We start from the raw sequence: 20,368 nt of genomic DNA on the forward strand, positions 1-20,368 counted from the left end.
CCGGCAGCTCCTACGGGATGTGTTTACACCCGCAATTGCGGCGATATCCTTGGCCCATGTAGGAGCTGCCGAAGGCTGCGATCTTTTGACTTTTCTTGTTAGAAGCTCATATCAACCTTGGTCCAGAGCGTGCGCCCCGGTTCGTTGATGGCTTGCGGATCATTGGCCGGGAACCCGAAACCAGCGTTGCCCGCCAGGTTCAAATGCTCGGCGTACGCCTTGCCGAACAAATTGTCGACGCCGCTGCTGACCTTCCAGTTCTTGTTGATCCGGTACGCGCCGTTGAGCGAGAACACGCCAAAACCCGAGCTCGTGTCGAAGTCTTTGCCGACCACGTTGCCCTTGTCCTGGTCGATGCGGTTCTGCGCCGCCACCACCCGCCACAAGGCGCCGGCGCTCCAGTTGTCTTCGCTGTAGGTCAGGCCGAAACGGGCATCCAGCGGTGGCATCTGCGGCAGGGCACTGCCGTCGCTGCTGTTCTTGCCCCAGGCGTAGGCCAGGGTCGCGTCGGCTTTCCAGTTGGCCGTCAGCTTGTAGGCGGCCCCGAGTTCGCCGCCCATGATGCGCGCGTCGATGTTCTCCGCTTGCGAGGTCATGCCCATCATCCCCGGCGTGTAGTTGAACAGGATGTAGTCGCGCACTTGCCCGACGTAACCCGAGGCCCAGGCTTCAAGGTCTTCGGTCTTGTATTGCAGACCGAAATCGAGCTGGGTGGTTTTCTCCGGTTTGATCGAGTCGAAGGCGTTCACCGAACCGGCGGGGCCGGACTTGGGCGAAAACAGCTCCCAGTAATCCGGGAAGCGCTGGGCGTGACCGAGACCGGCATACAGCGTGGTCGGGCTGTCGGCCAGGTCATGCTCGTAACGGACGAAACCGCTGGGCAGTGTATCGGCGCGGGTGTCGTCGGCCGTCGGGTTGGGGCGGGCCATCATCCCGGAGCCGATGGTTTGCCGATAATCCTTGGCCGACGCGCGATCCAGTCGTGCCCCGGTGACCAACCGATCACGGTCGGCGGCGTACCAGGTCAGTTCGCTGAATACGCCGTAATTATGAAAGTCGGCGTCCTTGTTGCGCGGTACATCCTTGTAGGCGTCGACGCCCATCGCACTGCGTTGACGATGTTCGTTGGTTTGCGCATCCACGCCGCTGATCAGCTGCACATCGGCCCAGCGCCAGGTGGCTTTGATCCGAGCGCCGAGGGTCCGGCGGTCAACGTTGGAGGCCATGGGGCCGGCCATCATCCCGGTGCCGGACGGCGTGCGCAGGGTGTAGTTGTCCATCACGTGGTCGGCGTAGTTGTAGTAGACCTGTGCCTCGACCTTATCCAGCACCTCACCGATGTTTGACTGTTCGAAGCGCAGGCCGAGGCTTTCGCGCAAGAACTGCGAACCGTCCATGCCGCGCCCGGCATAACGGGCTTCGCCATCGCCCTTGCCGGCGGTCAGTTCCAGCAGCGTGTCGGCGCTCGGGGTCCAGCCGACAGCGATGTCGCCGTTCCACTTGTCATAGCGCGAGGGCACGGTGTCGTTGTTGCCGTCCTTGTAGTCGTCGGAATGCGCGGTGTTGCCGATCACGCGCACGTAGCCCAGCGGCCCGCCGGCAGCGGCGTCCACCACTTTGTCGAAGCGCCCGTTGGAACCGGCCAGCACGCTGGCGTTCACCCGGGTGCCGAGTTCGCCGAAGCGCTCCGGCTCGCGGTCGAACAGCACGGTGCCGGCCGATGCGCCGGGGCCCCAGAGCACGGTTTGCGGGCCTTTGATGACGGTGAGTTTGTCGTAGGTTTCCGGCGAAATGTACGAGGTTGGCGCATCCATGCGGCCGGGGCAGGCGCCGAGCATCATGCTGCCGTTGGTAAGGATATTCAGGCGCGAACCGAACATGCCGCGCAGCACCGGATCGCCGTTGGTGCCGCCGTTGCGCACCAGCGCGAAGCCGGGGATGGTCTTCAGATAATCGCCACCGTCGCTGGCCGGCACCGGTTGGCGCGGGTCCTTGGGGTTGGTGACGATGGTCAGCGGCGAACTCGGCGCGATGGCGGTAATCACCGTCGGGCTCAGTTCTTCGGAGTGCCCGGCGTGTTCATCGGCCTGCACCATCGGTGCCAGCAGCAAGCCACAAAGAACGGCCGTGGCGTGCCTTAAGCGAACGTGAGATTCGTTCAAGGTAAAAGAAGCCTGGGCAGCGCCCAAGCGTGTGTCAGCAGAAAATCTTGGCATGACAATGTCCATCGAACAGTCGTAAACGACACGGCCGGCAGCCTGCAAATCTCTGTGGGAGCAAGTTCCTGTGGCGAGGGGGCTCGCCCCCGTTGGGCCGCAAAGCGGGCCCAAAACCTGCGATCGCCGTGTATCAGGTACACGGCGTGCAACGTTTTACGACTGCTACGCGGCCGAACGAGGGCAAGCCCCTTCACCACCCAGCTCGCTCCCACAGGTTGCTATGGCCATGTTGCGGGCCGCGTGAGATCGGAGGTGAGTGTTTACGCGACGATGGGTGGGGCGCGGGTGCGGGCGCCGGGGAAGAAGGTTTGCCGGGCGTGGCCCAGGCGGGTAGCGGGAGTGCTGAAAGTGGTTGTCTGTGGACTGTCGAAGGCGGCGAAGAACTGACCGTCAGTCAGCGCCGGGCAATTGAACAGCAGGCTGCAATAGCCACATTTTTCCCAGAGTGCGTGATGGTCGGCTTTGGGCGGGCAGTGCTCGGCGGCGGGTTGCCCGCCATGCTCCATGGCGGGCATGTCCATCGACATGCTCATGGACATTGAGGCACGTTGATCAATCGGCATCGACTGAGAAATCAGCGGGCCGATAAAGATCATCACCATGGCGAACAGGCTGATCCAGCTGCCGCGCGTCAGGCTCATTGGCTGACGGCGGTGCACGGATGACCTGTTGCCAAGTGGGCGCATGGGCGTTTTCAACGTGGGCGATTACTGAGCGTGCATATGCTCTTGCATGCCATCAGGCGCCTTTTTCTGCACCGCGACCTCGACCGTCACATCGCCGGATTTTTCGAAGTGCATCGTCAGCGGGAAGCGCTTGCCGTCGCTCAGCAGCCCGCGGTCCTTCAGCTCCAGCAGCATCACGTGATACGCCATCGGTGCGAAGTTGACCTTGCCGCCAGCCGGAATCTCGATGCTGGGCACTTGCTGCATTTTCATCAGGTCGTTTTGCTTCACATGCTCGTGCAGTTGGGCAACGCCTGCGACAGGTGAGTCGACGCTCAACAGTCGGTCGGCGGTTTTGCCATTGTTGTGAATCACGAAATACGCCGCGACGGTGGGCGCGTTGGGCGGCAATTCTTGCGACCACGGATGGGCGATCGCAAGTTCGCCAGCCTTGTATTCGTGAGCATTGACAAAACAGGCAGGCAGCAGCAATACAGCCAGAACGATGAGCTTGTTCAACATGGCAGTTCTCCAGAACGATTCAAAACGCAGGTCAATTGCGAGAAGGAATCACACCAGAGGGGACGCGCGGGGGTTGAGACTTGGCCATTGCTGGCGCGGTGCAGGGGTGTCGAGTGTGGCAGGCAGCAGGCTTCGATTGGCCTCGAAACGCGCAAAATACAGCTGCGGCGCATGCCCCGGCAACGCCACCAAAGGCGCAGAGCCCGAGCAGCACCAGCAATGCTGCATGTTGGAATGATCGTCGCTCTGCGGGGCTTTCTGCTCGATGTCGCCCAGGGAGGTCGCTACCAGTTTGGTGCCGTTGGAAGAGCAGAAACTGCCCCACATCAATTGCTCTGCAGGTGATTTCGCCGTCTGCGCCATCGCTCCGGACATCGGCATGGCGAGCATGTTGAACAGCACTGCAAAGCAGGCGATCCAGGCAAATGCTAGCCGTTGTCGGGACATGAGGGCAGATCCGGTTGAGTGGGCGATCAGGCGCGGCTATTTAGCCTGATCAGGGGCGATAAGTAAAAAGGCCGCGTGCGGTGTGGTGTCGCAGCAGACTTTCAAACGAGTGTAGCGGTATCGTTTGGAAATGCCGGATGAGTTGCGGCTAGCCTACAACCCTGTGGCGAGGGGGCTTGCCCCCGTTGGGCCCGCGCAGCGGCCCCAAAACCTGCAACCTGATTTTATCAGCCTGAACCGTGTCTACCTGTTTGCGACTGCTTCGCAGCCGAACGGGGGCAAGCCCCCTCGCCACACAATGATTTATTCGTCCGCTAGATTGCGCTTCGCCAGTGCAGCCAAGACCTCATCCACCGCCCAAAACTCCCGCTCAACCCCCGGCAACACCGGCCGCTTCAACACCAGCACCGGCATTCCACGTTCCCGTGCCACTTCCAGCTTCGGCTCGGTGGCGGCGCTGCCGCTGTTTTTGCTGATCAGCACGTCGATCTGCCGACGCTCGAACAGCTCGCGTTCATCCTCGATCAGAAACGGCCCACGCGCGCCGATCACTTCGCAGCGCTCATTGCCGGGATAAACGTCCAGCGCACGCAACGTCCAGAATTGCTCCGGCGGGATTTCGTGCAGGTGCTGCAGCGGTTCGCGGCCGAGGGTGAACAGCGGTCGGCGGAAGGGTTTGAGTGCTTCGATCAGTTCGGCCCAGTCGCTGACTTCGCGCCAGTCATCTCCGGCTTGTGGTTGCCAGGCCGGACGCCGTAGAGCCCAGCATGCGATGCCGCTCAACTTCGCGGCAGTCGCGGCGTTCTGACTGATTTGCGCTGCGTAAGGATGGGTCGCATCCAGCAGCAGGTCGATGCCTTCAGCCCGAACGAATTGCGCCAGACCTTCAGCGCCGCCATAGCCGCCAACCCGAACCTGGCAGTTCAGGTCCGTCGGCACGCGACCGACACCGGCCAGGCTATAGATGTGTTCCGGGCCCAGCGTCCGGGCAATGGCCAGGGCCTCAGTGACGCCGCCGAGCAACAACACGCGCTTCATTGAAAAACTCCCGCATGGCCGACAATCCCGCCCTGGCGGTCGATGGCGAACACTTCGACCTGAACCTGCGCCGGCACCACGCTGCGGGCAAAGTCCAGCGCGTGCTGACACACCGCGTCGCCGAGGGCGATCCCGGCGGCGCTGGCCATGGCCAATGCCTGTTGACTGGTATTGGCTTGGCGGATCGCCTGTTGCAACGCCTCATCGGCGCCGACCGACGCCGCCCATTCGGCCAGTTGTGGCAGGTCGATGCTTGAATGCCGACTGTGCAAATCCATGTGCCCGGCCGCCAGTTTGCTGATCTTGCCGAAGCCGCCGCACAGGCTGAGTTTATCCACAGGCACTTTGCGCAAGTGCTTGAGCACCGCGCCGACAAAGTCGCCCATTTCGATCAGGGCGATTTCCGGCAAGTCATAGACTCGGCGCATGGTGTCTTCACTGGCGTTGCCGGTGCACGCGGCGATGTGCAGGTAACCGTTGGTTTTGGCGACGTCGATGCCTTGGTGGATCGAGGCGATGTAGGCCGCGCAAGAGAACGGCCGGACGATGCCGCTGGTGCCGAGGATCGACAGGCCGCCGAGAATCCCCAGGCGCGGGTTCATCGTTTTCAGTGCCAGGGCTTCGCCGTCCTCGACGTTCACCGTGACTTCGAAGCCGCCCTGATAATCCAGCTCTTCGGCCAGCCGCATCAGGTGGTCGCTGATCATCTTGCGCGGTACCGGATTGATCGCCGGTTCGCCGACGTTCAGCACCAGCCCGGGCCGTGTGACGGTGCCCACCCCACGACCGGCGCTGAAGCGAATGCCCGGCTCACTGTGCAAGCGCACCTGGGAAAAGAGCAGGGCGCCGTGGGTCACGTCCGGGTCGTCGCCGGCGTCCTTGATCGTTCCGGCTTCGGCGCCGGCGTCCGTCAGCCGACAGAATTCCAGGCGCATCTGCACCCGTTTGCCTTTGGGCAGAATGATCTCGACGGCGTCTGCTTCCGCGCCACTGAGCAGCAGGCGCGCCGCCGCGAGGCTGGTGGCGGTGGCGCAGCTGCCGGTGGTCAGGCCGCTGCGCAGCGGGGCGGGTTGTTCGGCGGTTTCGTCACGCATCGAGGGGCTTCGTCACGTCCAGCAAGGTAATCGGCAGCGCCTGACGCCAGGTATCGAACTCGCCCAGCGGTTGCGCCTGGGCGACATGAATGCGGGTCAATTCACCGCCATGCCGTTCACGCCAGGCCATCAAGGTCACTTCACTTTGCAGGGTGACGGCGTTGGCCACCAGTCGACCGCCGGGTTTGAGTTGCGCCCAGCAAGTATCGAGTACGCCTTCGCGGGTGACGCCGCCACCGATGAAAATCGCGTCCGGGCGTTCCAGCCCATCCAGGGCTTGGGGGGCGCTGCCGCGAATCAATTGCAGACCGGGGACGCCCAAGGCATCGCGGTTGTGCTCGATCAACAGTTGCCGCCCTTCATTCGCTTCGATGGCCAGCGCCCGGCAGCTCGGATGAGCGCGCATCCACTCGATGCTGATCGAACCGCTGCCGGCGCCGACGTCCCACAGCAGTTCGCCGGGAATCGGGGCCAGGCGCGCGAGGGTAATGGCGCGCACATCGCGTTTGGTCAGTTGGCCGTCATGCTTGAAGGCAGAATCTGGCAACCCGGCGAGTCGGGACAGGCGCGGCGTGTTCGGTTCGGCGATGCATTCGATGGCGATCAGGTTCAGATCGGCGGTTGCCGGCTCACTCCAGTCGTTGGCAACACCCTCGATGCGTCGTGCGGCTTCGCCGCCCAGATGTTCCAGCACGGTAAGGCGACTCGGTCCGAAACCACGTTCGCACAGCAATGCCGCGATGGCTGCCGGAGTCTGGCCGTCGTTGCTCAACACCAGCAAGCGCACCCCACTGAACAGATGGGCGTTGAGTGCGGCGATGGGGCGGGCGACCACCGACAGTGTCACCACATCCTGCAATGGCCAGCCCAGGCGAGCGGCCGCCAGTGACACGGAGGACGGGGCGGGCAAAATCAGCATTTCTGCGCCGGGCAGGTGCCGCGCCAGGCTGGCGCCGACGCCAAAAAACATCGGGTCGCCGCTGGCCAGTACACAAACCGGCTCGCCACGCAGCGCCAGCAATGGTTCAAGGGAAAACGGACTGGGCCACAACTGGCGTTCGCCGCGAATGCACACGGGCAGCAAGTCCAGTTGGCGCTGGCCGCCGATGATCCGCGAGGCGTTCATCAGAGCGCGCCGGGCATTCTTGCCCAGGCCCTTGAAGCCGTCTTCACCGATTCCCACAACCGTTAGCCAGGGTGTCATGCCGTTCCTTAAATCCAGGGTGATCTTCAGGGGCGGCATCATAACGCGGCAGCCGGTATCTGACGTGGGTCGGTTGTCGGAGAATGGTTGACCGATAGCGGAAACTAAATGTGGTGCAAAAGCGCTTTTCTCAGGGGGCGTTTTTGCTAGTTTGGACTCAACTTAAATCAGAGTTAATGGACGCTCTGATTTAACAACGAAGCATTTATTGATTAATGAGTTGCCAGGTTGGCAGGAAGAGATATGGATATCAATTCAGATAACACCCGTCGTCATGCAATCGCCGTGAACAATATGTTATTCACAGGCATTGAGAACCAGACAGCCGCCGATAACAATTTTGTAAAGAATTGCGCGCTACTCGCGCAGATCAAGGCGGATGAACGTTACAACAGCAGTACCCAGCCAGGTGAATGGTTCGATCACTTTGCCGGCATTCTCTGGTCATTTGGCTGGAGCCTTGAGGAACAGCCCGTCGTTCTGGTCCAGCGCGAATTTTCCGGAAGCGTGCAACAGGCATGGCGAAAGTTGGCGGCGCCGTTGCTCACTCGTTCCCAACTGGCACAAGTTGAAGCAGGACTTGCAGCGCTGGAAAACGATGCAGCAATCCTGAAAAATTTTACGGCCCTGAGTGGCAAGACGTTCAACTCGAATATTTTGCCGATCAGTTATAACGCCAGCGGCGAGTTGGTCGTAGTGCTCAGTCATATCCGGTTTATCAAGATGGTCCTCAACACCACGTTCCTGTTTTGGCAGATCCATCAGCCGATGTCGCAACTGGATATTCGCGCCAGAAAACTGGTGATCAAGCGCCGAACAATGGAGGCTCATCGAGCGGGCGTTGAGCAGGCGCTTCGCCAGATCCCTTTCACGCTCGAAGAATACGAACTCTGAACAGCGCCAGGCTGGGTGATTTGTAGCCATGGCGGATTCCGACCGGCAGGCATTTTCATGCGCTTGGGCAAAGCAGGCATAATGGCGACCTTTCGCCCATCACAGCGCTGCCAGCCAGCCGGTCACCCCTTTGAACGAACGCCCGATGTCCACCGCTTTACGCCCCTCGGCCTGCCCGGGGTTGCTGCGTATCGTCCAGGCACTGGATGGCGGTATCTGTCGGATCAAATTGAACGGCGGCTCGATCAGCGCTGCCCAGGCTGAAGCGGTGGCCGACGCGGCCGAGCGGTTTGCCGGGGGCGTGATCGAGGCGACTAACCGCGCCAACTTGCAGATTCGCGGGATCGGCGGCGAACAGATGGCACTGATCGATTGCCTGCTCGCCGCTGGATTGGGGCCGCGTACCGCTGCTGGCGACGATGTGCGCAACCTGATGCTCAGCCCGGCCGCCGGGATTGATCGGCATATGCTGTTCGACACGCGCCCGCTGGCTGAACAGATGCTCGCCACCTTGCAAAGCCACGAACGCTTTCACCAGCTCAGCGCCAAGTTTGCCGTGCAACTCGACGGCGGTGAGGCGCTGGCGATGCTCGAACACCCCCATGATCTGTGGTTGTCTGCTGCTGAGCGAGACGGCGAACGGTTGCTGGCATTCGGTCTGGCGGGTTGCCCCACGGACACGCCCGCCGGTTCAGTGTCACTTGAGCAAGGACACGCGTTGGTCGTTGCAGTGCTGGAGTTGTTTCTCGATTTGGCGCGGCCCGATCAAACACGGATGCGTCATGTACTGGCCGAAATCCCGGCCGCGGAATTTCTCGCTCGCCTGGCCGAGCGTGTTCCCTTGACACCGATCACCGATTGGCGGCGTTCATCGAGCCCGGACGCTCTGCACATCGGCGTTCATCCGCAGGCCGGAACCGACTATGTCTATATCGGTGCCGTACCTGCGTTGGGGCGGCTCGATCCCGCCGTGCTCAGAGGCGCGGCGCAGCTGGCGCGCGAGTTCGGCGGCGGGAGCCTGCGCTTCACCCCGTGGCAGAGTCTGTTACTGCCCGATGTTCAAAAGAAGCAAGCGCTCGAAGTGATTCGGCGCGTGGAGCAGCTGGGCCTGTTGTGTGAACCCGATCAGCCCTTGTCACGATTGATCGCCTGCACCGGCTCCGCTGGTTGTGGCAAAGGCCTGGCCGATACCAAGGGCGACGCCTTGCAATTGGCTGCGCTGTTGCAACGCCATGATCAAACGGTGCATGTGTCCGGTTGCCAGCGTTCATGCGCCGCCGCTCATGGGGTGCCGGTCACGTTACTGGCCGTCGCACCCGGTCGCTACAACCTCTATTTTCGCGATGCGGGACAGTCCGGTTTCGGCACCCTGCACGCATGCAATCTTACTATTGAAGCGGTCGGCGCCTTGCTCGACGCCCGCCCACGGAGTTCCCTTGATGCTTGATTACATCCGCGACGGTCAGGAGATTTATCGCAACTCCTTCGCGATCATTCGTGCCGAGGCCAACCTTGCGCGTATTCCGGCCGATCTGGAAAAACTCGCGGTCCGTGTGATCCACGCCTGCGGCATGGTCGACGCTATCGACGGGCTGCAATTTTCCGAAGGCGCGGGCAAGGCTGGGCGTGATGCGCTGGCCGCCGGTGCGCCGATTCTGTGCGACGCGCGGATGGTTTCCGAAGGCGTGACCCGCACGCGTTTGCCTGCGAACAACGAAGTCATCTGCACCCTGCGCGATGAAAGCGTGCCAGAGCTTGCCCGCGAGCTGGGTAACACCCGCTCCGCCGCCGCGCTGGAGCTATGGCGCCCGCACCTGGAAGGCAGCGTGGTGGTGATCGGCAATGCGCCGACCGCGCTGTTTTATCTGTTGGAAATGCTCGACGCCGGCGCACCGAAACCGGCGCTGATCCTTGGCTTCCCGGTGGGCTTCGTCGGCGCCGCCGAATCCAAGGCAGCACTCGCCGCCGATAGCCGTGGCGTGCCCTTCGTCATCATGCAAGGCCGGCTGGGCGGCAGCGCCATGGCCGCCGCCGCCGTCAATGCCCTCGCCACGGAGATCGAATGATGCAGCAACCTGGACGTTTGATCGGCCTGGGCGTCGGCCCCGGTGATCCGGAGCTGATTACCGTTAAAGCCCTGCGCCTGCTGCGTGAATCGCCGGTAGTGGCGTACTTCGTTGCCAAGGGCAAAAAGGGCAATGCCTTCGGCATCATCGAAGCCCATCTGCAGGACGCGCAAACCCTGCTGCCGCTGGTTTACCCGGTGACCACCGAAGCGTTGCCGGCGCCGCTGTCGTACGAACAAGTGATCAGCGACTTCTACGATGCGGCTGGCGAACAACTCGCCGCGCATCTGGACGCGGGTCGTGACGTGGCGGTGATCTGCGAAGGCGATCCGTTCTTCTATGGCTCCTACATGTACCTGCATGATCGCCTGGCCGAACGTTATGAAGCCGAAGTCGTGCCGGGCGTCTGCTCGATGCTCGGCGGCGCGTCGGTACTCGGTGCGCCGCTGGTGTATCGAAATCAGAGCCTGTCGGTATTATCGGGGGTGTTGCCTCACGAAGACCTCAAGCGGCGCCTGGCCGATGCCGATGCCGCAGTGATCATGAAACTGGGGCGTAACTTTCCCAAAGTCCGTCAGGTGCTCGAAGAGCTTGGTCTGGCGCAGCGCGCGCTGTACGTCGAGCGCGCGACCATGGCCAATCAGAAGATCGTGCCGCTGGATCAGGTCGAGCCGATGTCCTCGCCGTATTTCTCACTGATCATCGTTCCCGGTGAAAGGTGGCAAGGCTGATGACTCATTCCGCTCCGGCGATTGTCATTCTCGGCAACGGCAGCCTCGCCACCGCGCGCAAAATTGCGCAGCTATACCCCGGCGCATTGATCCACGGACTGGCCGAACGGGTCGAAGGCGCGGACCGTGTGTATCACGAGTTCGGCGCGACCTTGCGCGAGCTTTATCAACAGGACACGCCGATCATCGCGCTGTGCGCCGCCGGAATCGTGATCCGCACCCTGGCGCCGTTGCTGCTGGAGAAGGGCGCCGAGCCGCCGGTGCTGGCCGTGGCCGAAGACGGCAGCGCCGTGGTGCCGCTGCTGGGTGGCCTGGGTGGGGTGAATGGCATGGCGCGCGAGATTGCCGCTGGCCTCGACGTTGCGGCGGCGATTACCACCAGCGGTGAGCTGCGTTTCGGCACCTGCCTGCTCAATCCACCCGACGGGTATGCCTTGGGCGATCTGGAGCTGGGCAAGCGCTTTGTCTCGGACTTGCTGGCGGGCGAACACGTGCGCATCGAAGGCGCTGCGCCCTGGTTGGCGCAAGCACAGTTACCTCAAGATGCCGAGGCACATTTGTCGATCCATGTCGGCAGCGCCGAACGGTCGCCGACAGCCAATGAACTGTTGATCTACCCGCGCAGTGTGTTGTTGGCGGTGAGCGCCGGGGTGGCGGATTTGCCGCAGACGATTCGCGCGGCACTGCGTCAGGCGCAAGTTGCCGCGCAATCGCTGGCGTGTTTGCTGGCGCCCGCCACGGAAATGGCCAGCCCGACGCTGCGCGAAGCGGCGCTTGAACTGGGTGTGCCGCTGCGTTTTGCCTCCCCTGCCGGCGATGCCAGCGAGATGGCTCGCAGGGCTCTTCCCGGCGCGACGATTATCCCGATCGACGGGCATCTGGCACTGGCAATCGCCGAACAGCCTCTGAACGTTTCGCAGATCGGCCAGCCACGCGGTCGACTGGCGGTGATCGGCCTGGGCCCCGGCGCTGCCGAATTGATGGTGCCAGCGGTGAAGGCTGAATTGGCCAGAGCCACTGATGTGCTCGGTTACGAAACCTATGTGCGCATGGCCGGCCCGTTTCGTCCGGATCAAGTGCTGCATTGCACCGATAACCGCGAAGAGATGCAGCGTGCCCGTCACGCCTTCGAGCTGGCCGCCCAGGGGCGATCAGTGATTGTGGTCTCGTCTGGCGACCCTGGCGTGTTCGCCATGGCCGCCGCCGTGCTCGAAGCCTTGCACGAGTCGAGTGATCCGGCCTGGCACAGCGTCGAGCTGGAGATCTTGCCGGGGGTTTCCGCTTCGCTGGCGACGGCCGCTCAGGCCGGTGCGCCGTTGGGGCATGACTTCTGCGTGATGTCACTGTCGGACAACCTCAAGCCGTGGTCGATCATCGAAAAGCGTCTTGACCTGGCTGCCGAAGCCGATCTGGCGCTGGCCTTCTACAACCCGATCTCCCGCTCGCGGCCATGGCAACTGGGCCGTGCGCTGGAGATCGTCGCACAGCACCGTAGCCCTGAAACCCCGGTGGTTCTGGGGCGTGATATCGGTCGCCCCGGCCAGACGCTGCGGGTCATCACACTCGGCGCGCTCACGCCCGAGCAAGTGGACATGCGCACCATGGTGCTGATCGGCTCGTCCACCACTTGCGTGTTCCCCCGCGCCGAAGGCGGTGACTGGGTGTATACACCGCGCTGGTATGGCAACAAACCCCTCTGCTGAAATCTGGCGGCCCGCCCGGGCCGCCTTCATCACCTCAATCCGGTGACTTCCTTCGATTGTTTCGCCATTTGTGCATGTAAGCCTGTTCGGTTGTTTGCGTGGGATTGTATTACCTGCTATCAGGAATTTTTATTCTGCTTTGTAGGAAGTTCTACTTTGACGCCAGGATTTTTCAGGGTGTGACGGATCATTATTCAGGCAGTTGTTATAAGGAATGGCCTTTAAGGGGTTCTGACTTGTGTGTCATAAATGAATGAATAAAAGTGCGCCGGTCTGTAACACGGAGTGTGGTGTTTGTTTGGTAATTAATTGAATTCCTTGTTGGTTGAGTTGCATCGGGCGGGGCGTTATTTTAAAACTATTGCTGAGCATCGTCCAGGAACACTTGGTGATTGTCGATCCGGACAGCGGGCACAGTGTGATTTTTCGCGAAGTGTATGCAACGGATGTCAACTTGCGCGGCGATGCCTGGCTCGGGTTCGAAGGGCATCGAACTTATGCTGTTTCGACACTGGTGCGGACGTTGGTTGACCGACAAATAAGCCAGAACGGCGCAACGCTGAAAGAACTGCTGAGCGTAGCGAGTACTGAGTTGGATGCCAGCTTGGTGGATTAATCAGGAAAAATTAACCGCAATTTAAAAAAGCGATGTGGCGAGCGCCCTCAACAATCGAAGTTGCTCGAGGCGGGCGTTAGTGCCTGAGTTTCAAGAAATAATCTTAATAGGGACATTATGAGTCAATTAATGCACTTACCCCTTGTTGGACAAGGGTTTGTCAATGCCATCGGTTTATCCGGATTCTCCGGTGATCTTGCTGAGTTTGCGGGAAGTGAGGAACATTCTGCGCTCGAGCGGTATTACAAGGCCGCAAGCGAAAGTGAACAGTTGTCTGAACAATGGGTGCCAGCCAAGTTATTTGAGGAAGCGCTTGTTGCCCTGATCCTTAAAAAAAACGGGCCGATTACCGATACACTTCGCAACGCCAGCGTCGCCACTAAAGCTTACGTGGGCAGGATCGAAAAAACGGTCGCACTGCTTGCCAAAACCAACCCGCCGGTGCCGAAAAACATGCACTTTGTGTGGGTGGGCGGTGCTCTGTTCGGGGATAACCAGCGCGACTATTTCAATATCTGGAAGCAAGTGCTGAGCAAAGACGGACATACCTTCAACCTTTGGTATGACCCTCAAGCACTGATGGCTTTTGATACCAACCGGATCATTACCCAGGCCGCCAAAGCGCACGCCATGGAGTCAGGCGGGACAGAGTTGAGCAGTGCCATCAAACTGGGCGATTTGATCGAGAAGCGCGTAGTGGTGCTACGCCAACAAATGTTTGAGCACATCACGATGGCGCAACAACAGGGCATCAATGCTGACGATGCCCGTATCGATTTGTTGGTGAAGGCTTACGGACAAGACCGGACGGCGCTTGAAGCGGCGAAAGCCCGATACCTTGAGAGTCACCTGGCAATGGCGGGCGAACGGGTTCGAGTGCGCGATGCACGTGCGGCATTTGGTTCGCATTTTCTATGGGACGTCTACGAGCGTGAAGTGTCTTTTCGCGGGAACCTGGCCGCGGCTTCCGATGTGGTGCGATTGCAGGCGATAAGTCTGGAGGCGGGTACTTACAGCGATCTTGACTATTTGCCGCCACTCGTCGATCAGTTGGGTGAAGTAAACATCAAGGCATTCAGCTTCGAACAAAAACTGGGTGTGTTGCAGTTATTGCTGGATAAAAATCCGACGTTGATGCCGGGTCGTGACAAAAGCAGGTACAAAAGTTACGCACATTATTTACCTCCTGAACATCTAGAGGCTCTGACCCGATTTGCCGAAAGCAATCCTGAGGTCGCTGATGTTTTCGCCGCGACGAAAGGGCTCACCGTTCCAGAAAGTGCTGTCCGCCTAGGGGCACCTGTAGGCTCGGAAATGAACGCATTTATCATGGCCCATCCTGAGTCAGGAATGGTTGATTCAATCATGAGGCGAATTCGGAGTAATTACGACATTCTGACCAAGGTTGAGCAGGAACTAATAGCATCCGGAAAACAATGGGATCGTAATGCGGTAATTGATATCGGAGGCAAAATTGTTGGCGCGAATAATGACCGGTTTACCAGTTCGGCATTGGATCGCTTGGCTTATGTCTCCGCTCTAGCGGACTACCATCGCGACGGTATAGACCCACTGGCGCGAAGCACCATCTCAATGACCGGTCCCGGCGCCGCTATTTGGGGGATTGAGGATTTTATGGATGCCCACTGCATTGCGCAAAAGGGCGTCGAGGTAAGGGAAAGGCTTCGACTTGTAGAAATCGGGTACAACCGGGCGACTGAAGAAGAGTTGATCAGTGGCTGGGTGGAAAATGTTAAAGAGCCTGAACAGTGGCTGGAGAAAGAACAGCAAAACTGGCGCGACGGTAAATACAAGGCCCGATACACCGGCAATCTTGCGGAGTTGCTGAAGGCGCAAACCCTGACCTTCAAACAAGGCTGGCCGGTGATCGAAGGCAAACCCGTGTTACTGACATCGGTGCTGCAACAGCTGCTTGATGATCTGGGCGAACCCTTCATGCGCGCGATGAATGACAAGTTGAGCGGCGACATCACGTTCAACGATCGCATTGCCCTCGATTTTGCGATGCGACAGCAAATTCTGGCGCAACCTATCAGCAAACTTCCTGAATCAATAGGCGCCGAGTCGCTTGGCAATGTGAACGAGGCATTGTCGCGTATCGCTGGTGGCAGGTTGCCTGCGGAGCAGTTGAGCCCGTTGCACCGTGTCGTGTTTGGCGGCCTGTTCGGTGCCCTCACTCTGGATCAAGAGGGGTTCGCACCTGCCTGGAAGGAGACGGTCGCCCTTGCCGAAAGCACTCAGGATCGCGGGCTTTTCGCACGTTACGAATTGATCGAGCAGACTCTGTTCAATCGGCGACCGGCGATGTTCGAAGCAGGTCGCAATGCTTCATCCTTGTCCGGGCAGGTGCCGGAAACATCGCAGATACTGAAGGCCCAGGCCCTTGCCGAACCGATGAGCGTGCGGCAGTGGGGGGAGCACGTCCACAGGATCGAAACGGCCGCCAGGAAAGAATACCGGGCGTCGATTCTGCAGAGAGGGCATCTGGTCCGTGAACGGTTTTTCCAGGCCGGGGCCGACACCGTCAAACAGTTGCCACAGGATCTGCTCGTACGCGGCAGCGGTGATCCGGGCCGGCGTTGTTATCCGCTGGCGCTGTTCATGGCCGCAGCGCTTGACAGTGGCAGCACGGCAGAGCGGGCCTTGATCGGTAAACTGGCCATTGCCAACCTTACGCCTGACGCCGCTGAAACCCATGCGTTGCTTCATGTTCTGGATGAGTTGCGTGGCATTCCCATGTCGCAGTTCGGCGAAAAAACCGCGGCTGTGGATCTGAGCGCGGCCATGCAGGCGCTGGAAGCGAAAACCTCCACCGGCAGCTTGATGCTCAACACAGGCAATCATTCGATGCTGGTAAGCAAGGTCATGGAGCAGGGTGAGACATCCTATCGATTTTATGACCCCAACTTCGGCCTGTATGCCTTCAGGCGGGCAGAGGATTTGCAGCAAGGCATCAGCAACTTTTTTCAGGATGAAGTGATTGCCAGGCTCTATGGCCTCGGTGAGAAGGCGAACTCGACGTTCGATGTGATCGATCTCAATGGTTCGAGCATTGCCGAAAAATCTTTGCCTTCACGGGTGACCGTCGGCGATCTGCTGAGGCGCGAGCAGATCGCCGGTGGACGGTCAATCGAGCCTTGGCAGCATCACGCGGCATTACGTGCCCGTTCATTGTCGGAAAACGCCCGGCTGGGCGATGGCCTGGCTCGGCTGGACGCCCAGGGTTGGGCGCGGCAGATCGAAAGCGCGACCCTTCGCTTGCAGGCAGAACATCAGTTGAGTCATGACTTTGTGCCGGTCTTCGAGTCATTGAAGACCGATGCGACAGGCAGGCGTGAAATTACCCTGGTCAATGCCACAGACTCCAGTCAAACCCGCAGAGTCGTGACCGATGACCTGCGTCTGGACACCATCAAGTCTCATCTGACGGACGTATACCAGGCACTGTCGGTCAAAGCGCCCCGCCCTGGTGCCATTGATCCGACCGATGCGGGGGGCGTCCATACACTCAACGCCGGATTTGCCATTCAAGCCCTGTTGTTCGCTCTGAAGGATCGGGAATCCTCTGAAGGTGAGACGACGGCATTGACGTCTGCGGTGCGTCTGCATGGCTACCTGTCCTATGCACAACTGACCCATGGCCTCGTGGTGGATGTTGTGGAACTGATCAATCTGGTGCGTATCGCGTTTACCGACAGCCTGTTGGTCGCCAAAACCACCTCGTCGGTGGTGATCAATGCCTTGGGGCATGTAGCCAATGAGGGGGTGGGCAATATTCTTCAACTGGCTGCGGTCGGATTCGATATTTACTTGTTGGCCAATGCCGAGAATGAAGCTCAGATTGCCCAATTCGCAACCCAACTTGCATTCGACTCCGCAGGCCTGGTGGCGGGGCTTGGCGGCCTTGGTGCATCCGTGGTCGGTGCCGGCACCGCGGCTGCGTTTCTGGGAGGGGCAAGTGTCATTCTGGGAGGGCTGGCGGTCGGCATCGGCGCGTTGGTCGAAGGTTTCAGCGGAATACTGGAACGGGCCCGTCAGGTCGGCAAGTATCTGAACCTGATTGAGCAGGGTTACCGCAGCGGCGGTTATTCGCGGATTGACGATGCGCTGAGTATCAGCCCCTATGTCGTGGTCACGCATCTGGACCTCGAGGCACGGCTGCTGCGTTATGGCGGTGTGTTGAATATTTACGCGGCCATTCCCCATTCGTTGCATCCGCCGCAGGGCAATCCGGATCGGTCATTGTCGATCAGCATCCGTGAGTCGCTCGGATATGCCTACGAAAGCGCGATTCCCGATGCCGAAGACTTTGATGCCGTTGTGCTCCCGTGCATGCCGCATTGCTACTTCGGGTTCGACTATAAGGCATTGCCGTTTTCGACAACCCGCCGGGAGGATTTTGAAACGGCGTTGAAACTCGAGAATGACAGTGAAGGGAAGCGCCAGTTCTGGTTCAGTTTCTACAGGTTCCCGACCGAATATATCCTGTATCAACTGACACCCAATTACTCGCAGACGTTGATCAACGTCGTGCTGGATCGCAGAAACCGCTCTCTCCACGTGCCGAAATTGCCAAGAGAGCTGCACAATTACTTGTCCTACGAAATTCTGGGGTGGGGTGGGCAGTGCACGGTGGTACTGACCGAGGGGGTCCGGGCGATCACGCTTTTAACGACCTCGGATGCGCCGTCGATGGCCTGGGCATTGGGTGCAACCTGGTTGAGCGAGGGAGATGTAAAAATTGAAGGGGCCAGTGTGCAGTTGGGCACGATCCGGGTCCATGTCCCAGACAAATCGCCTTTGCTTGTGCAACTGGACAAGCAGTCGTATCAGGTGGACTGGGAGCGGGGGAGTCTGCTGATCTCCGAACTTTCAATCGGCTCTGTCGATGACGTTCGCGCTGTGCAGGCGTCCATCCGCGAGCTAGCGCTTTCCAAGCGCCTGGCGGGTCGCTACACGACTGTCCGAAACTTTCCTGTTCCCTACAGCAACCCCCTGGAACCGGTTTACACAACGGCCCAATACGACGGCAACGAAGACCGTTTTCTGTTTGTCCGTGGCCTGAGTCCGGCTTATCAGAAAGCCGCCTGTCTGGGCGCTATGGTCGACAAGTACGCGTACTACTATGTCCCCGACGAAGTTCTGATCTGGCGCACGGAGGTGACCACCGGAAAGGTCAATCGTATCTACCGATTGATGGATCCGTTACCGGGCTCAAGGATTTCAGCCTTCCAGGAACTGGAAGGAGGGTTGATACGGGTCGTTCAGAACGTTGTGCTGCGAAACGGTGGGGACATGAAGATGACTTACCTGCTCGGTGCAAATGACCTCTCGCTGTTTTCTGTCATCGGCCCATTGACCGAGGGCCAGAAGGCGTTGTTACAACGCAGGAACACGGTCTCCCTTCCGTATTTTTTCTGGGATTACGAATTGATGGTACGCGACGAGAAACTCATGCCTTTCGAGGCGGTGAGTGTCGTGGACTATCGATACGCGCCGCTGACTTCGATCACCTATTGGCATGATGATTCTCGCAATCGCGTCAGTCTCTGGCTGCGAAGGGATGACGGGCTGGTGATTCGGCCGAACCTGCAAGCGGATTCAGGCACTCTGATTTTGCTTAATACCCAGGATGCCGACGGCGATACGTTCCTGTTTTATGATCAGCGCCATCGCAGTATCTACCGACAGCGAGTGACGATGCAGGATGACGAACCATCCGCGCCTGCTGCGAAGATTCTGCCTCATGAGGTGGTCGAGGTGTATTTCCAGGCGCAGCGCCATATTGCGCTCACTCAGGACGGCATGCTGTTTCAGCTGAACAGAACTGATGAATCGCAGCTGGTCGCGCTGAACGAGGACTGGCTGGCTCGAGCCGAGGCGGTGGGTGGCGATTTCGAATGGCACAAGAGCGTTCTGGGGTTTGCCCAAGAGTTGGCCGTCGATGGTTTTGAAGTATTGGGTGTGCGCAATGTCCCCGGCAACGCGTTCCTGCGTGTCTGGTGCCTGGAGCAGCGCTTGTTGATAGCCGACATGAGGCCGAATCAATCCTTACAGTTATTGGCACAGACCCCGGACAAAACGGCTGCATGGCTATGGGATTCGTCCTCGGGACAGGTCTATCGTCAGCCATTCATGGAGCCCGACGCATTTGCGGCAGCCTTCGCCAATGGCACGCGCCTGTTACATCGAGATCGGTTGCCGGCAATGCAGCGGGTGGCTGCGCGATGGGCTTTTACCCGGATTGCACCCGAAGGCACGCGATTGCGTGGCTTGACCCGAGAGCATGTATGGATCGAGTTATCTGAAGATGATGCACCTCGTATCGTCGGTGTAGAGAGTGACTTCTTCCTGGGTCTTGGTACCCGGCAGGCGCGGGAAAACAAGCTGCTTCAGTTGATTGCCGGCCGATTATGCGCGCCCGTTTTGACCGCAGGCAGATTCGATAATCTCTATGCCTGGTATGACACCGCTGGCGAGCGCTTGTACTACTCGACTATAGAGAGCAACGGGTATTGGCCCGCTTTTCTGGGCGTGCGCAATGGCGAAATAGCGCTGTTGTACAACACCGTGACCCGTCAGGTGTTCAGTAACAGAAACGGGGCGTGGCTGGTGCCGGACCATGATGTCTGGATGCATGCCGACACGGTGAGTCGAGCGGCCCAGGTGATGACGATCCAGACCCAGGACAACATCGAGGACTTGCTGATGTTGATTCCGGACGGTGTCACCACCCTGGTGCTGGGGCTCAAAGGCCCGATGACATGCCAAATCTCGCAAGCCGCCTGGTTACGGCTTGACTGCCTGATTATCGACTTCCATTTGCCCACACCTCGACAGCGCCAATTGCTCCTGCAACTGCCGCCTATGGATCATTGGCGGATCACGTTGGCCGAGGGGCATCTGTTGCTGACCGATCCGGATGACGGGCGCAGCCTGATTTTCCGAAATATCGAATCCGCCGGAGCGCAATCACGGAACATGTTTGAACTGCTGGTCAATGTTTCCGGCGATCAGCTGTTCGTTACCCTTGATGAGCTGATGGTGGACTTGAAGGAGGGTATGAGTCTTGATCTGCTGGAACTGCTGATCGTCGAGGCGTAGACCCGGCAACAGGTAATCTGCCTCCGGGTGTATCAAGCGAGGCT

General features: G+C 59.7%; 14 protein-coding genes. 7 read left to right on the forward strand and 7 right to left on the reverse strand.

Translation table 11 applies throughout. The annotated features are described in order from the left end of the window. Positions 1 to 98 precede the first annotated feature (98 nt). From FHW68_RS16210 to cbiE, 7 genes are all read right to left on the reverse strand, one after another. On the reverse strand, positions 99 to 2,096 hold the full coding sequence (locus FHW68_RS16210; RefSeq protein WP_260296641.1) for a TonB-dependent copper receptor: 1,998 nt from the start codon (positions 2,094 to 2,096) through the stop codon (positions 99 to 101). 383 nt (positions 2,097 to 2,479) lie between these two features. Continuing rightward, positions 2,480 to 2,905, reverse strand: coding sequence for a DUF2946 domain-containing protein (locus FHW68_RS16215; RefSeq protein ID WP_183681277.1), 426 nt, complete (start codon positions 2,903 to 2,905; stop codon positions 2,480 to 2,482). Positions 2,906 to 2,926: 21 nt separating this feature from the next. Further along, complete coding sequence (locus tag FHW68_RS16220; RefSeq protein ID WP_183681279.1) at positions 2,927 to 3,406, reverse strand: copper chaperone PCu(A)C; 480 nt, start codon at positions 3,404 to 3,406, stop codon at positions 2,927 to 2,929. Positions 3,407 to 3,454: 48 nt separating this feature from the next. After that, positions 3,455 to 3,853 carry a DUF2946 domain-containing protein gene (locus FHW68_RS16225; RefSeq protein ID WP_183681281.1) on the reverse strand — a complete coding sequence of 133 codons (399 nt, stop codon included), beginning with the start codon at positions 3,851 to 3,853 and terminating at the stop codon, positions 3,455 to 3,457. A gap of 303 nt (positions 3,854 to 4,156) precedes the next feature. Then, positions 4,157 to 4,891 carry a cobalt-precorrin-6A reductase gene (locus FHW68_RS16230; RefSeq protein ID WP_183681283.1) on the reverse strand — a complete coding sequence of 245 codons (735 nt, stop codon included), beginning with the start codon at positions 4,889 to 4,891 and terminating at the stop codon, positions 4,157 to 4,159. After that, positions 4,888 to 5,985, reverse strand: a complete 1,098-nt coding sequence (locus FHW68_RS16235) for a cobalt-precorrin-5B (C(1))-methyltransferase (RefSeq protein WP_183681285.1) — start codon at positions 5,983 to 5,985, stop codon at positions 4,888 to 4,890. The genes FHW68_RS16230 and FHW68_RS16235 overlap by 4 nt, the downstream gene beginning before the upstream one ends. Next, complete coding sequence (gene cbiE / locus FHW68_RS16240; RefSeq protein WP_183681287.1) at positions 5,978 to 7,189, reverse strand: precorrin-6y C5,15-methyltransferase (decarboxylating) subunit CbiE; 1,212 nt, start codon at positions 7,187 to 7,189, stop codon at positions 5,978 to 5,980. Before cbiE ends, FHW68_RS16235 begins: the two co-directional genes overlap by 8 nt. A gap of 243 nt (positions 7,190 to 7,432) precedes the next feature. Here cbiE and FHW68_RS16245 point away from each other — a divergent pair, with 243 nt between their 5' ends. The 7 genes from FHW68_RS16245 (at position 7,433) to FHW68_RS16275 (ending at position 20,324) form a co-directional block, all read left to right on the forward strand. Next, positions 7,433 to 8,083, forward strand: a complete 651-nt coding sequence (locus tag FHW68_RS16245) for a hypothetical protein (RefSeq protein ID WP_183681289.1) — start codon at positions 7,433 to 7,435, stop codon at positions 8,081 to 8,083. A gap of 145 nt (positions 8,084 to 8,228) precedes the next feature. Continuing rightward, on the forward strand, positions 8,229 to 9,530 hold the full coding sequence (cobG, locus tag FHW68_RS16250; protein WP_183681292.1) for a precorrin-3B synthase: 1,302 nt from the start codon (positions 8,229 to 8,231) through the stop codon (positions 9,528 to 9,530). After that, complete coding sequence (locus FHW68_RS16255; protein ID WP_095634076.1) at positions 9,523 to 10,149, forward strand: precorrin-8X methylmutase; 627 nt, start codon at positions 9,523 to 9,525, stop codon at positions 10,147 to 10,149. The genes cobG and FHW68_RS16255 overlap by 8 nt, the downstream gene beginning before the upstream one ends. Then, positions 10,149 to 10,880 (forward strand): precorrin-2 C(20)-methyltransferase, encoded by a 732-nt coding sequence (locus tag FHW68_RS16260; protein ID WP_183681463.1) that lies wholly within the window; start codon positions 10,149 to 10,151, stop codon positions 10,878 to 10,880. The genes FHW68_RS16255 and FHW68_RS16260 overlap by 1 nt, the downstream gene beginning before the upstream one ends. Next, the gene (cobJ, locus tag FHW68_RS16265; RefSeq protein ID WP_183681294.1) at positions 10,880 to 12,583 is read left to right on the forward strand and encodes a precorrin-3B C(17)-methyltransferase; all 1,704 of its coding nucleotides are present in this window, start codon (positions 10,880 to 10,882) and stop codon (positions 12,581 to 12,583) included. Before FHW68_RS16260 ends, cobJ begins: the two co-directional genes overlap by 1 nt. Before the next feature lie 388 nt (positions 12,584 to 12,971). Further along, complete coding sequence (locus tag FHW68_RS16270) at positions 12,972 to 13,199, forward strand: hypothetical protein (protein ID WP_183681296.1); 228 nt, start codon at positions 12,972 to 12,974, stop codon at positions 13,197 to 13,199. Positions 13,200 to 13,328: 129 nt separating this feature from the next. Continuing rightward, positions 13,329 to 20,324, forward strand: coding sequence for a TcdA/TcdB pore-forming domain-containing protein (locus FHW68_RS16275; protein ID WP_260296620.1), 6,996 nt, complete (start codon positions 13,329 to 13,331; stop codon positions 20,322 to 20,324). Positions 20,325 to 20,368: the final 44 nt, after the last annotated feature.

The organism is Pseudomonas sp. Tn43 (assembly GCF_014192635.1).
In the GTDB taxonomy this organism is placed as follows: Bacteria; Pseudomonadota; Gammaproteobacteria; order Pseudomonadales; family Pseudomonadaceae; genus Aquipseudomonas.

What these genes read in the sequence shown, in the direction of transcription:
- FHW68_RS16210 (WP_260296641.1), bottom strand. Translation starts at nt 2,096, where the DNA reads ATGGTGCAGGCCGATGAACACGCCGGGCACTCCGAAGAACTGAGCCCG.
- FHW68_RS16215 (WP_183681277.1), bottom strand. Translation starts at nt 2,905, where the DNA reads ATGCGCCCACTTGGCAACAGGTCATCCGTGCACCGCCGTCAGCCAATG.
- FHW68_RS16220 (WP_183681279.1), bottom strand. Translation starts at nt 3,406, where the DNA reads ATGTTGAACAAGCTCATCGTTCTGGCTGTATTGCTGCTGCCTGCCTGT.
- FHW68_RS16225 (WP_183681281.1), bottom strand. Translation starts at nt 3,853, where the DNA reads ATGTCCCGACAACGGCTAGCATTTGCCTGGATCGCCTGCTTTGCAGTG.
- FHW68_RS16230 (WP_183681283.1), bottom strand. Translation starts at nt 4,891, where the DNA reads ATGAAGCGCGTGTTGTTGCTCGGCGGCGTCACTGAGGCCCTGGCCATT.
- FHW68_RS16235 (WP_183681285.1), bottom strand. Translation starts at nt 5,985, where the DNA reads ATGCGTGACGAAACCGCCGAACAACCCGCCCCGCTGCGCAGCGGCCTG.
- cbiE (WP_183681287.1), bottom strand. Translation starts at nt 7,189, where the DNA reads ATGACACCCTGGCTAACGGTTGTGGGAATCGGTGAAGACGGCTTCAAG.
- FHW68_RS16245 (WP_183681289.1), top strand. Translation starts at nt 7,433, where the DNA reads ATGGATATCAATTCAGATAACACCCGTCGTCATGCAATCGCCGTGAAC.
- cobG (WP_183681292.1), top strand. Translation starts at nt 8,229, where the DNA reads ATGTCCACCGCTTTACGCCCCTCGGCCTGCCCGGGGTTGCTGCGTATC.
- FHW68_RS16255 (WP_095634076.1), top strand. Translation starts at nt 9,523, where the DNA reads ATGCTTGATTACATCCGCGACGGTCAGGAGATTTATCGCAACTCCTTC.
- FHW68_RS16260 (WP_183681463.1), top strand. Translation starts at nt 10,149, where the DNA reads ATGCAGCAACCTGGACGTTTGATCGGCCTGGGCGTCGGCCCCGGTGAT.
- cobJ (WP_183681294.1), top strand. Translation starts at nt 10,880, where the DNA reads ATGACTCATTCCGCTCCGGCGATTGTCATTCTCGGCAACGGCAGCCTC.
- FHW68_RS16275 (WP_260296620.1), top strand. Translation starts at nt 13,329, where the DNA reads ATGCACTTACCCCTTGTTGGACAAGGGTTTGTCAATGCCATCGGTTTA.